The organism is Dokdonia sp. (assembly GCF_039945015.1).
Lineage (GTDB): Bacteria > Bacteroidota > Bacteroidia > Flavobacteriales > Flavobacteriaceae > Dokdonia.
Window position 1 is genome coordinate 640,745 of sequence record NZ_JBDUXP010000004.1, and the last position, 13,035, is coordinate 653,779.

The window sequence follows — 13,035 nt, forward strand, 5'->3', positions numbered from 1 at the left end:
TTATGAAGCATCTTTTTTTTATATGGATATGTGTGGCATCGTGCGCTTTCGCGAAAGCGGAATCATACAGAACACCTATCTTACAAGAATTTATTTCGCATCAAGTAACCAAAGGAGAAACGGTATATAGCATTGCTAGAAAATATAAGATTACTGAGAAAGAAATTATAAAACTCAATCCAGATGCAAAAGATAGAGTGTATGAAGGTCTAGTACTTATATTACCTTCATCTTCTAAAAAAACAACAACTTCTGACGCATCACCAGATCAAGAAGATATTAGATTTAAAAAACATAAAGTAAGACGTAAAGAAACATTATATAGTATTTCCAAAAAATATAATGTCACTCAAGATGCTATTAAAAAGTATAATAAACGCTTATATAGTGAGACACTACGTAAAGGGGATAGAATTAGAATCCCATTAAATTATGTAGGTGTTGTAGAAGAGAAAGTAACGATAGTAAGCACTGGAGGAGGAATCTCACAAGACGATGCCCCAAAAGATGGAGGACCAGCATTCGTTCCTTATGTGGTACAACCTAAGGAAACAAAATATGGCATAGCACGCTTATATGGTATCACAATAGCAGAACTAGAAGAAATGAATCCAGGAATGGGAACTGGATTGAAAGTAGGAGAACGTATTAGTGTTCCTAATACTACAGTACTAGCTACAGATACAGCAGTTATTAATGAAGAAGTATATGCTTTTTATGAAGTTCAAAAAGGGAATACAATTTATAGCCTTTTAAAAGAGTTCAATATCAATGTAGATGAACTTGTTGTACTTAACCCTACTGTTGCAGATGGACTTAAAGAAGGAATGATTCTTAAAGTACCTAAAGGAGTTGTAGGTACGATTTCGACAACAACAGAAAATACAGGAGATGTACTTGTATCTGAAACTACGACAAGAACAAGTTTACTAGATAGTCTTTCTGATTATTCTAAAAAGAAAGTGGTATTAATGCTTCCATTTGGTCTTAAGCGTACCACTGCAGATACATTATCTGATGCAGAAGATATTATTAAAAATGATCGTGTGCTTAGATTTTCATTAGATTTTTATAGTGGTGCATTAATGGCATTAGAAACAGCAAAAGGACATGGAATTTCTACAGATTTAGAAATCTATGATACTGATTATGTACAAGCGGATGGGAAGGCTACCAATGCTCGTAAAGTAGAATCTATTATTTCTAGTCAAGATTTTACAGATGTAGATGTAGTAATAGGGCCATTAATCTCTGGAAATTTTAATAGAGCCTCCAGTTTACTAGCTCGTCAAAATATTCCTTTAATTTCCCCTCAAACCCGAAAAGTAGACGAGAAATCAAATGTATTCCAATCTAGACCTAGTGAAGCCATGTTACGTCAAGCGATGCTTGATTATTTAAAGAAAGAAGGGGCAGATAAGAACATTATCATTATTGCCGATGCAAAGAATGCCGCAATTAAAGGAAAACTTATTTCCTTATTTCCTAATGCAAAAGTGGTGAATCCTAGGACGAGTGATGATGGGTTGTTTTTATATCCAGATGATATTCCTAGTCAAATTTCTGATACAAAAGAAAATTGGGTGATTATAGAAACTGGAGATGTACCACTTATAAGCACCGTTACTACACGTCTTAATACACTTGTTGCTACGCATAAAATCACACTATTTACAACTAATAGATCAAGTAGAACTTATGATAGTGATGCTATTCAACATATGCATTTAATGCATTTGAATTTTCATTTCCCATCTATGAATAAGGAATATAAATATGAGGATAACAAAGCATTTATAGATGCGTATGAAGAACATTATAAGATTAGCCCTAGTGAGGAAGCAATACGTGGGTACGATATTATGTATGATACCTTATTACGCCTTGCATTTGCAAAAGACTTGTACAGTGCAGCGAGTACAGGAATGGAAACAGACTATATAGAAAACAAGTTTAGATACGGTAGAAAATCTTCAGGTGGTTTTTATAATACCGCTATTTACTTGATGAAATATACAGAAGATCTAAAACTTGAAGAAGTTGTTGTAGAAGAAACGATAGAAGATTAATCTAGTCAAAAAAACATAGCATAAAAAAAGGCAATCTATAAGATTGCCTTTTTTTATGCTATTATCATTTCAAGTATATGAAGTGATCTATTTTATAATCCTCCATTTGCCTGTAAATCGGCAATACATAAGGGATCAAATTCTGGAATATCTCCTATATCACTAGAGTTAAATACACTAGTTACTGTCTGGAAAAACATCAAACAGCCAGGGACATTACAATGTCTTTCATTATTCTCATCTTCATGATCTGACGTAAGGGGCGTTCCTGAATTTACTAATCCAAAGATATGTCCAAATTCATGACGTAATGTTGAGGTTTCTAATAAGGTTCTATTAATAGGTTCTGTCGAGTTATTTGCTAGGTCAATAAATGTTTTTTCATAAATCACCATAGAGGTATTACGATATGCAGTACCCAATACAAATGAGTTTCCTGAGTTTGATGCAGAAATCCCATCAGAAAAAAACATCCAGACACCAATCTCATCTCCATTATTAAATACCGTACGATTTGCATCTTCTATAGCAACGATTTCATTAATATCATAAGGAGCCGTCTCTGCAGATGTAATTTGATTTTCTACGATGGTGACTCCATCGGGTTTATCTAGTCTACTTTCTAGAAAACTCTGGATAAGATTTATCGTTTCTTGTGTAGGACGAAAACCGTCAACATACGCAAGTTCAAGACGTAAACTTGTAAATTCATTTGAAGATAATAACTCATTTGCAGATGTTCCTAATGGTTGTTGGTTTGCAGAATTATTTGCAGTAGGAGGAGTTGTTGTCCCTTCATCGTCATTTCCACACCCTACAACGGTAAAAGCAATGAATAATACGGATAGTATAGGTAGTCTCAATCTTTTAAATATCATTTTTTATATCTTTAATGCTATAAATTTAATCGTAAAAATGATGAAAAAATTACTTTTCGCACTATTTTTTTTATGTTCCTTACAATTTAATGCTCAAGAAGCAACCTATCATCAGGATGTTTTGAGATACCTTACCATGAATGGAACTGCAAATCAATATGGGGAAGCAATCAATCAATTATTTGATTTATTGCAACAACAATATAAAAATCAGAATGTTACAAGTGATGTGTGGGATGAACTCAAAAAAGATACCGCTCCAGAAGTAAATCGTATTTTAAATATGTTGGTTTCTGCTTATAGAGGAACCTATGAGCATGATGATATTAAAAATATGATGACGTTTTATGAGACAGAAACTGGAAAACAACTGTTAGCTGATAAAACAGCTTTGAATTATGAGCAGCAAAAAGATGCATCTGTATTTTATAATTCACAAACAGGTCAAAAAATACTTACATCAGAACAAGAAATAGGGCGTAGAGTAGGAGAGGTTTCTGAAATCTGGAGTCGTGATTTATATAGAAATATTATCGATAAACTTGCAGCAAAAGGATATGTTATGCAAGAGTAAGACATGCTAAATAATCATAATGATCACCTTCTAAAATGAGTTTGCATTGCAACTCATTTTTTTTTGCATATTCTTGAAGTGTATCAAAGTCTAGATATAACCATTTAAAATCATTTGAACGCTGTCCTTTATAGCTCATGGCCATAGTGACTTCCCCATAATATGTATTATGTATATCTATCCAATAGCCGCCATCTTCGGTTTCAAACATATATTTAATATCCGATCCATCTATTAAGATCTGTCCGTTAGGTTTTAAAAGTGTTTTTAAATGCTGTAAATAAGCATCTACTTTTGAGATTTCTTCAAAAATCCCAGTCCCATTCATAAGGATGAGAAGTGTGTCATACTGTCCTTTATGATCTAAAATGGATGAGGTTATTACTTTTTCTAGGGTACGCTTTCGCGAAAGCATACTACATCCCTTAGAAATATCAAGCGCAGTGATGTCTATTCCTTGTTCTTGTAACCAAAGACTGTGACTTCCTGCACCACTTCCTACATCAAGGGTTTTGCCTTTACAAAGTTGTAAGGCCTTTTTCTCTATAGATGGCATCTCATTATAAGGTCTAAACAAGTAAGGAATAGGTAGCACATCATCTTCTGAAATAGAGGAATGTACAATAATATCTTCTGTATAGTCATCATTGTAATAGTCTATAACTGCCTGCCCAAATATGTCTATATCCATAAATACTTGCTTACATTTGTGCTATGGAGGAAGTACTTAAATCATTACCACAGCTTGCCAAAGATAAGCATAACGAGAACAAAAAGTTCTTTGCAAAACTGCGTAAAAAAACTCCTAAAAACTTAGATTATATAATGCAAGACTTGCACCAATCTGAGTTTGAACGTACGGACTGTTTGGAATGTGCAAATTGCTGTAAAACAACAGGACCTTTGTTTACAGACAAGGATGTAACACGTATTGCAAAGCATTTTAGAATGAAAGAGCAAGCGTTTATAGATACGTATTTACGAGTAGATGAAGAGCAAGATTATGTCTTACAAAGTGTCCCTTGTACTTTTCTAGGAGCAGATAACTATTGTTCTATATATGAAGTGCGTCCTAAAGCGTGTAGAGAGTTCCCACATACCGACAGGAAGAAGTTTCAACAAATTTCTAATCTCACGCTTAAAAACGTTGCTATTTGCCCAGCGGCTTATAATATTGTAGAAGAAATGAAACGCAGAATACAGTAAGTTAATTTAACTGATTATCAAAATAGCCAATCACTTCCTGAAGCGCATTTTTTGTAGGGTGCCCTTCTTTATCTACAAAGTCTAAAGTGAGTATTGAGTGTCCATCTCCTGGTAGTTGATGTAAAATAATACGTTGTCTATCGCTATTAAATTCCTTGTCAAGGGCATCAAATCTTTCGGCGGCACAAATTTTATCACCTTGGAGTCGCCCACAATGCATAGGCCCTATTTGATCAAGTCTATTTTTAACAGCAGTGACCTCTTCATCACTCATGTGAATAAACCCTTGTTTTTTAAGAGGTAAAGAAGGTTGGCTTGCAAATCCAGCAAGAACATTCTCATTTGCCATAAGTGAAATTGCAAAATTACCTGTTAAGCACATCCCTATGACTGCAACACCTTTTACTTGGTGTCTTTCTTTCATCATAGTACATAGGTCAGATAAAAAGTCGACAATTGGACTGGATTGATTTTTTGCAAATACGCTAAATTGTTTTCTCATACAGAAGACCTTTACCATATTGATAATCGTGGCTGTTTTCCCAATTTTCCCAAATAAATGAGGTAGTACGACCGTATATCCTTGTGCTACAAATCGATCTGCAAGTGCCAGCGTCTCTTGTCCAATACCAGGTAATTCCTGTATTAGGATTAATACTTTAGTACCACTTCCTTGTGTATAAATATCATGAGTTACTATTTTTCCGTTTCTCAACGTACTTGTAAATGACTCTTTAGTGTACGATGTTATTTGAGTAATTGCCGTATTCATGAATGTAGATGATTTTATAATTGTATCTAAATATAAGCATACTTATTAAAATATTATTTTAATGATATGTATTTCAAAGACATAACAAAAAGTGAACATCGGTATTATACAAGGTTTTTGTGTTTGAGATATACTTTTTAAGTACTATTAAACTTGGCTATCAGTAATGATTTTTCGTATCCATTCATTAGGAATCATATCAATGGTAAGATTGATACGTTCTTCTGTTCCGCCATTAATCACTCTATGAGGATCGGTAAGTCGTAAGTACCAACATTCTCCTGGATTCATAGGTACAGTAGTGTTATTAAGAAAGAACTCCACTTGATCATTGTTTAAAATGGGTATAGTAAGCCTGATAACTGATCTCTCAACTTCTAGACCTAAGGTGGGATCTGTATGTTCTTTTACTATAGAATCTGGAGCGAGCCTCAATAAACGAACTAATGTTACTTTGGTGTGTTCTCTAAATGTATCTATAACACTTTTTAAATATGGAGCCGCATCTAGAGCAGGTGTATCCATCCAATCTGTCCAAGAACCATCAGCATAATCGGCGGCAGGAGGAGGAAATGGTAATGATTTATCTACTTCGTGTGCAGGGCAACGTAAAGGAATGACATTATAATATTCAAAGTTTCCTAATTGTAATGCTTCAAACTCAGCGAGCATTTTTTCTGTATCAAATGTAAATGGTAATTTGATACGGTCTTTACTTTGTGTTTTAGATGCTATTGTGTCCATTATAACAAGTCTTTGAGGATTAATAATAGTGATTTCAAAATACTACTATGTATTTATATAAACACCCGTAAAACTACTTGATTTTGTTTTATACGCTTTCGCGAACCTGCCTCGCCGGCAGGCAGGAGCGTATCATACGCTATACTAAAGAAAATGCATATACTAAAAATGAGGTCTCTTTTATACTAGCTATTCATTATATTAGTGTGTCAATAATCAAAAAACACCATATGGATAGTAGTCAAAATAAGAAGGGGAGTATCTTTAAAAAACTCTGGTATCGCTTCATCTTTCTTTATATCATACTGTACATATATCCCTATGGGTTTGAATATATTCAAGAATTAACTACTAGTGATATTTCTTTCTGGAATGGTATTACCATATGGTTTGGAGAAACGTTTATTGGATGGGATTTAAACGAAGATTATTTATTAAACGGATTTGATTCTAAATACGATTATAGCAGGTTTCTTTTAATCGCGACATTGTCTGTTATAGGCACTATTATCTGGCATTTTATAGATGTAAAATTTAAGATTTCCTATCCTTCAAAACTAAAGGTGTTACTTCATACTATTTTGCGATATCACGTAGGATTAACCCTTATTATTTATGGATTGTCTAAGGTATTTATGCTCCAATTTGGTGAGATGGACTTAAATCGACTTGAAACGTCTATGGGCGATCAAGTTGGGATGAGTTTCCTATGGACATTTATGAGTTATTCCAAGTTGTATACAATGACTAGTGGTTGGATTGAAGTTATCGGTGGTGTCTTGTTATTATTTAGAAGATCTACATTTATAGGTGCTTTTATTTTGTTTATTGCTATGGCAAATGTGGTACTTATTGATATAGGCTATGATGTACGTGTAAAAATGTTTGCGATTCATTTATTCTTTATGACCCTTCTATTAATGAGTGATCATTTTAAAAGAATATTTAATTTCTTTATACTTAATAAAACGGCCTCTTCCCATGTAGAGTTTCCATTATTTACAGGAAAAAAAGCAAAACGAGTTGGGTATACCCTTAAAGGCACATTATTGCTTTATTTTTTGATATCTAATATCATGAATTTTTCAGACAGAATTCATAGTCAGACAGATAATAGGTACCCATCTTTAACTCGTTTTCACGAAATTGAAACTTTTATGATTAATGGTGATACGATACCTGTAAGTTCGCAAGATCTTGCTTGGAAATCACTCTCAATTAATGGAGCTTCTTATATCCCAGAAACCTTGATGATTACCAAAGAAAGTGGGTACGGAAATAACTTTTCTTTTGAAGCAGACACTCTTGCAAAAACGATCATGTTTCATCCTATGAGAGGTGATACCAATGACATATATACATTTACGTATAAAGAACGTTCTAATGGAGTATTCATTTTTGAAGGGACACATGCACAGGATACTATCTGGATGAAAACCAAATCAAAAACATTGAAAGATTATCAACTAACAAGGCAACGATTTAAATGGGTTACAGATGGAGAGTAAGTTTATATGATGGGTTAGTTCTGGTTAATTCTTACTATATAAACGTACTCTTTTTAAAACACGATGCGCATGTAATGGGAAATCTGTTCGGCCGTGAAGCAATAGGTCATTTCTAAATATAATCAAGTCATTTGCTTTTAGTGATAAGGTAAAAGTTAACTTCCGACACAGATCGTCAAACTCGTTAAGAATATGTAATTCATCCTGCGTCAGATCTGTATAAGATTCCATGGTTATTCGATTATAACAAATACTATATTTCCCTTGTATAAGTGAGATTACTGGGCGATACACATTTCCAAATGCCCAATGTTTTTGTGTTAGAATAGCTAAGAGTGGTTTAGGTAATTCTTGTATGAGTTCAGAAAGTTTGACAAATAAGCTTTCTCCGCCTTCTATACTAGGCGTCACACATAATAAAGCAACATACTCTGGAATCTCCTTATAATTTGAACAATCTGTATGTACAGGGAAGAATAAGTTTGAATTTGCATACGAGCTAAAGTGAGCCTCTTTGTGATGTACTTGTACTTTAAAAATACTACCAGAATCTTCATTGAGATGTTCGTGTACAGCATTTCCTATATGTGAAAGAAAATCGTTTAACACGTAATCCTGACTTGGAAAACCTTCTATGAGCGCAATTTCTTCTGGAAATCTCTGCAGTGATTCTAAGACAGAGGGTAAAATTTCTTTATGGTATATGTATTTAGTCAACTCTTGGTCCTTTCTCTATAAGTAACTGTACCGTATTTGTAGCGTCAAGTTGTAATGATGCTACTGTTATGTCTTTTTTTCTTACAGATTTCGTATTTATAAAATAATCATAAGTAACTTGCATTGCTCTTCTATGAGGAGGAGCTCCTCCTTGAATGGTATAGGTTTCTGACTCTTCTATGGCTATATGAAACTGTGTCAATAAATCCTTTACCGTTGCATCTTCAAGTAGTGTTATCTGTATTTCCCCAGTTCCGAAATACCCCTTATATGCTATATTTAAAATCATAGGAATAGTATTTAAGTTAAGGTACTAATATTTTATAAATCAAGAATATTCTTATGGAGCATTTATTCCTGGAAATGATCAATTAATGACTCAAGGGATTCTATAGATTACGAATAGGAGTAAGCGATTATACTTTTTCGTGACAACGAACTTTTAATTAAAAAGGTTTTATATAAAGTCATGTTTTCTATTAAGAAATATGCTTCATTACATACTCTGTAATACGATCGCATCTATTAAAGCCAAATTCAAAAATAGGAGTATCATTGGAGAGTTCATATAGTTTTTCTTTCAGCATTGCTTTTGCACGGTGAGATCGTACTTTTACATTGGCAACAGTAATGTTTAAAATCTGAGCAATTTCTTTAAGACTTAATTCTTCGATCTCTTTTAAGATATATACCGTTCTATACTTTAACTCTAGACTATCAATAGCATTTTCTAATACTAGTTTGGTTTCTTTTTGTATCATCAGATCATGCGGACTTAATTGTTTAGTATCGGGTATTTCTAAGACTAGAGTATGGGCTGTATCTTTTGAAAGATCCTGGATTGGATATACCTTTCCTTTTTCTTTTAATCTTTTTAAGGTCTCATTTATAGCAATTCTTATAAGCCAAGTAGAAAAAGAAGCCTCTAGCTTAAACTGATATAATTTTGAATATGCTTTGAGATAACTATTTTGCATCACATCTTCAATCTCTGCTTCGTTTTTTAAATAACTTCTGACGACTCTATATAGTTTTTGGTTGTTTCTCCTAACAAGTATTTCATAGAGTTCCTTCTCTCCTTTAAGAATGCGTGCAATAACCTCGGATTCTTTTATTTTTTGATTATTAAAATCATTGATTGCGATAGCTTCCATTGGATATCTTTTTGTTTTAGATATAGAAGAGATGAAGAAGTTACAAAAAAATGTAACCTTTTTTAAAATTCCCAATCCAAAGAGGGTAATCACTTTTTAAATACTTAAAGAAAGAACTTATGAATTCAAATCTAGAATTAGTAAAGAATGTATTAAAATATACGTTTGGGTTAGTACCTATTGTTGCAGGACTTGATAAATTTACAAACCTCTTAACCGATTGGAGTCAGTATGTCTCAGATGGGTTTGCAGGAATGTTACCTCTTGAAGCAGGAACATTTATGATGATCGTTGGTATTATTGAGATTGTTGCGGGAATTCTCGTATTGACCAAAACAAGAATTGGAGCATACGTTGTTGCTGGATGGCTTGTCGCTATTGCCTTAACCCTCATTTTAAGTTGGAGTTATGTAGATGTAGCAGTACGAGATATTGTGATGGCTATTGCAGCTTTTTCACTAGCAAAACTTTCAGAAATGACACCTATTAAAGCGCGTAATTAAAAATTTAGTAAACATAAATTTCAGTGACATGTAGTTTGTAAAGGCATCGTTGTATGATAGGTTGTAGACTGTTATATAATGATGTCTTTATTATATTACCCATCTACAGAAACACCGACAGCTTTATTGTTTTCAAAAAAAACATTAAAGAAATAATATGGAGATTTCTTTTCTTGAAAGGTCAGTTCAAAACCTTGTTCTTGGATAAATAATGAACGTACATCAAAATGAGTATCTATATTAATAAACTCCATATTGGCATTTTCAAATTGCTCTTTAAGTGCTTTTTCAGATTCAAAAGATATCTGTGCTTCCTGAGTTAAAATTGTTTGTAAGGTACGTTTCTGAATGTCTGAAATTCCATTTTTGTCACCTCTTAGAAAAACATCAATGTGAGTACCTATAAAAGATTGTTTTACTAACCAATCTACATGAGTTCCTTTTATATGAATGCTTTCAATATCTCCATAATCAGGATCTGTAATTTTTAGCTTTTTCTTTCCAAACAATGTATTAAATATCCCCATAGTTTTCTTGTACTCAAATATTATCTTATAAGTATGCTGTCTTTTTGGGGATTTTGTGAATACTGAGTACGCTTTCGCGAAAGCATACTCAGTATCTTTATACAATGTAGATATAAATACTTACTATTTTAGTATTTTATGAATGATATCTGTTGTTTTTTTTGCTTGTTTATAAACAAATATATGTGTTCCCTGTTCTATAATAATATCTGGATGATTGATATGTTTTATAGGAAATGTCTTATCTCTAGTCCCATGAATCTGTATGAGTTGCGTTGTATTAGGAAGTTTGGGAGCATGCCAAGAAGATAGTTCGCGTAAGGCCCATTGTAAATACCTATTAGATTGTAATCCTACCATATCTTTAAAAAGTTGTTTATCACTTTTTGTTTCAAATCCGTGGGATTTCCCCCAGTAATTTATAGTATGGATACTTATTTCTTTGGTAAAGAAAAGATCTAATCGTAATGGTTTTGCAATACGAAATGAGAACGGCATTTCTTTCCTAGATGTGATACTTGAGAGTAAGATTACTTTATGAATTTTATGAACGCTTGCAATTTCTTGAGCAACGATGCCTCCTAAGGAATGACCTATAAGAACGATGTCTTGAGCATCATCCTTGATTTTTGAAAATAGACGCTGTGCGTAAGCGTGAATATGTTCTCCTTTTTTTGGATCTATCCAATCTAGATACGCTATCATAGGATATGATAACTCTAAGGACTTAAAAATCCTATGGTCATATCCTAAACCTGGAATGAAAATGATTTTCATACACTACTTATAAAGAATTAAAGCCTTACGTTACGTTTAAATGTAATTATTAAAACTTAAAATGAAGCTCACATTCCTGTATATCTACATTTGATTGATATTCAAAATGAGATATTCTTATACTATTTATTGCTTTTCCAAATGTGTTATCGCATCAAGTATTTGTTGTTTATCCTTCGGTAAATCATTAGCAACCGATCTGAAAAAGGCTTGCCTATCGGTAGGATATGATATCGTATAATCCACAGGCACGCCTATATTCTCATAAGAATTCCCTTTAAGGTCCATATAGACCTCGTTTGAGATAGAAAATGCCCACCCATTAGGCAATGTTTTTTCTAAAGCCGTAGAGAGTGCTCCTTGCGTAGATGCACCTATTCTTTTATGATGTGGTATCGCCATAGAACTTATTGCAAAAGCTTCGGCGGCGCTACCCGTTTGTGGAGATGTGAGTATATATACAGGATGGGTATACGGAGTGAGCGCACTATCTAAGTATAAAGGTAACTCCGGAGAGAAATGATCTTTATGTTTTAGTTTGGTGGTTACTGTTTTTCGTTTTTGATCATTAAAACGTTTTAATATTTCAAAACTCACAGCATCCTGCCCGCCACCGTTAAAACGGACATCTATTACCATTGCTTTTGTATCCTTGAGATCATTCATAACACGATCCATGAGTTTTATGATTCCTTTTACTTCTTTCTGAACATACTGCCCTTCATCCATCGTGTGGAATGTAGTGACATACGCATCTACAAATCCTATCTCATCAACCAATGCTTGTGGGATATCAAGTTGAGCATATAACCACATCGCCTTTAGCTGAATATAGCCTATGTTATTTTCCATTTTTCCCCATTTGACAAGCCAAGAATCGGCAGTCATATCTTTTGTAAGATACTCTTCTGCTACCATGTTTGCGATTTGAAAATCACCATATTCTTGTTCTTCATCCTCTGTAATAGACTCTTCTTCCTCTTTCTGAGGAATAGCTTCTAAAGCTGTATACAGCGCATCAGATGCTTCAAGGAAAGCGTGATTGTCGCCTAGCTTTTCAAGGGTTTCTTCTAAGACGTTATATAGATTGGTATCGGTTGGGTTTTGAGTAAGTTTTCTTTTTTGCTCCTCATACAGTATTTGCCAGTCTATGTTATTGAGCTCCATAAATACATAATGTTCTTTTACAGTTTGCGCAAATACTTCAAAGTTATGTAAAGGATCTTGTTGCTGTTCTTCGGTACGATCTGTAGTACAAAGTGAAGGGGTTTCTTCTGTTCTTGTAAACAGATAGGTCATGACACCCTTCTTTAGGTGCAAGGTGTCGTTGGTGAGCGAGAGTGATGCCATGATCTCTTCTAGTCCCGCCTTTCTATTGAGGAGACATGAAATATCGGTAGTATCATATAAAGCATATTGTGTGCTATCTTGTATTTGAAGCAGCCAACCAGCACCTATGGATTCCCAAGTTCCGTTTATTGATTTGGGTTCTTGTATTGTTTTTTGACACGAAGTAAGAAGTAGTGCAATGCCTAGGGCAATGATCATTGATTTCATCTGGTGATTTATTCAAAGACCTGACTTCTCTATAATCGTTACAGTGTGG

The 13,035-nt window shown here is 33.7% G+C and carries 15 protein-coding genes; 5 read left to right on the plus strand and 10 right to left on the minus strand.

Features of this window, described 5'->3' with window-relative positions; translation table 11 throughout:
• The first annotated feature begins 2 nt into the window (after positions 1–2).
• Complete coding sequence (locus tag ABJD27_RS05045) at positions 3–2,069, plus strand: LysM peptidoglycan-binding domain-containing protein (RefSeq protein ID WP_348167348.1); 2,067 nt, start codon at positions 3–5, stop codon at positions 2,067–2,069.
• 92 nt (positions 2,070–2,161) lie between these two features.
• Here ABJD27_RS05045 and ABJD27_RS05050 read toward each other — a convergent pair whose 3' ends face one another.
• Entirely contained in the window at positions 2,162–2,947 is a 786-nt protein-coding gene (locus ABJD27_RS05050) for a membrane metalloprotease (protein ID WP_348167345.1), read from the minus strand.
• 37 nt (positions 2,948–2,984) lie between these two features.
• Between ABJD27_RS05050 and ABJD27_RS05055 the strand changes: the two genes are divergently transcribed.
• A complete protein-coding gene (locus tag ABJD27_RS05055) occupies positions 2,985–3,521 on the plus strand; it encodes a DUF2059 domain-containing protein (RefSeq protein ID WP_348167342.1) in 537 nt (178 codons plus the stop codon).
• Here ABJD27_RS05055 and ABJD27_RS05060 read toward each other — a convergent pair.
• A complete protein-coding gene (locus ABJD27_RS05060) occupies positions 3,508–4,212 on the minus strand; it encodes a methyltransferase domain-containing protein (RefSeq protein WP_348167339.1) in 705 nt (234 codons plus the stop codon). The genes ABJD27_RS05055 and ABJD27_RS05060 overlap by 14 nt on opposite strands.
• Positions 4,213–4,235: 23 nt before the next feature.
• Between ABJD27_RS05060 and ABJD27_RS05065 the strand changes: the two genes are divergently transcribed.
• Positions 4,236–4,727: a YkgJ family cysteine cluster protein gene (locus ABJD27_RS05065; RefSeq protein WP_348167336.1), complete on the plus strand. Its 492-nt coding sequence runs from the start codon at positions 4,236–4,238 to the stop codon at positions 4,725–4,727.
• A 1-nt stretch (position 4,728) separates the two neighbouring features.
• Here the strand turns inward: ABJD27_RS05065 and ABJD27_RS05070 are convergent, their stop codons facing one another.
• Together ABJD27_RS05070 and ABJD27_RS05075 are read right to left on the minus strand one after the other, a co-directional pair.
• On the minus strand, positions 4,729–5,499 hold the full coding sequence (locus ABJD27_RS05070) for a dienelactone hydrolase family protein (RefSeq protein ID WP_348167333.1): 771 nt from the start codon (positions 5,497–5,499) through the stop codon (positions 4,729–4,731).
• Positions 5,500–5,646: 147 nt separating this feature from the next.
• Positions 5,647–6,243, minus strand: a complete 597-nt coding sequence (locus ABJD27_RS05075) for an aspartyl/asparaginyl beta-hydroxylase domain-containing protein (RefSeq protein ID WP_348167330.1) — start codon at positions 6,241–6,243, stop codon at positions 5,647–5,649.
• Between the two features lie 230 nt (positions 6,244–6,473).
• On the opposite strand from ABJD27_RS05075, the gene ABJD27_RS05080 reads away from it, so the two are divergent.
• Positions 6,474–7,751 carry a DoxX family membrane protein gene (locus tag ABJD27_RS05080; RefSeq protein ID WP_348167327.1) on the plus strand — a complete coding sequence of 426 codons (1,278 nt, stop codon included), beginning with the start codon at positions 6,474–6,476 and terminating at the stop codon, positions 7,749–7,751.
• A 24-nt stretch (positions 7,752–7,775) separates the two neighbouring features.
• Here ABJD27_RS05080 and ABJD27_RS05085 read toward each other — a convergent pair whose 3' ends face one another.
• The 3 genes from ABJD27_RS05085 to ABJD27_RS05095 form a co-directional block, all read right to left on the minus strand.
• Positions 7,776–8,468 carry a TauD/TfdA family dioxygenase gene (locus tag ABJD27_RS05085; protein ID WP_348167324.1) on the minus strand — a complete coding sequence of 231 codons (693 nt, stop codon included), beginning with the start codon at positions 8,466–8,468 and terminating at the stop codon, positions 7,776–7,778.
• Positions 8,461–8,757 carry a hypothetical protein gene (locus ABJD27_RS05090; RefSeq protein WP_348167321.1) on the minus strand — a complete coding sequence of 99 codons (297 nt, stop codon included), beginning with the start codon at positions 8,755–8,757 and terminating at the stop codon, positions 8,461–8,463. Before ABJD27_RS05090 ends, ABJD27_RS05085 begins: the two co-directional genes overlap by 8 nt.
• A gap of 190 nt (positions 8,758–8,947) precedes the next feature.
• On the minus strand, positions 8,948–9,622 hold the full coding sequence (locus tag ABJD27_RS05095) for an RNA polymerase sigma factor (protein WP_348167318.1): 675 nt from the start codon (positions 9,620–9,622) through the stop codon (positions 8,948–8,950).
• A gap of 119 nt (positions 9,623–9,741) precedes the next feature.
• Between ABJD27_RS05095 and ABJD27_RS05100 the strand changes: the two genes are divergently transcribed.
• Positions 9,742–10,125 carry a DoxX family membrane protein gene (locus ABJD27_RS05100; protein WP_348167315.1) on the plus strand — a complete coding sequence of 128 codons (384 nt, stop codon included), beginning with the start codon at positions 9,742–9,744 and terminating at the stop codon, positions 10,123–10,125.
• A 95-nt stretch (positions 10,126–10,220) separates the two neighbouring features.
• Here ABJD27_RS05100 and ABJD27_RS05105 read toward each other — a convergent pair whose 3' ends face one another.
• From ABJD27_RS05105 to ABJD27_RS05115, 3 genes are all read right to left on the minus strand, one after another.
• Positions 10,221–10,652 carry a hypothetical protein gene (locus ABJD27_RS05105; protein WP_348167312.1) on the minus strand — a complete coding sequence of 144 codons (432 nt, stop codon included), beginning with the start codon at positions 10,650–10,652 and terminating at the stop codon, positions 10,221–10,223.
• 123 nt (positions 10,653–10,775) lie between these two features.
• On the minus strand, positions 10,776–11,429 hold the full coding sequence (locus tag ABJD27_RS05110; RefSeq protein ID WP_348167309.1) for an alpha/beta hydrolase: 654 nt from the start codon (positions 11,427–11,429) through the stop codon (positions 10,776–10,778).
• 126 nt (positions 11,430–11,555) lie between these two features.
• Complete coding sequence (locus ABJD27_RS05115) at positions 11,556–12,986, minus strand: S41 family peptidase (protein ID WP_348167306.1); 1,431 nt, start codon at positions 12,984–12,986, stop codon at positions 11,556–11,558.
• Positions 12,987–13,035 lie beyond the last annotated feature (49 nt).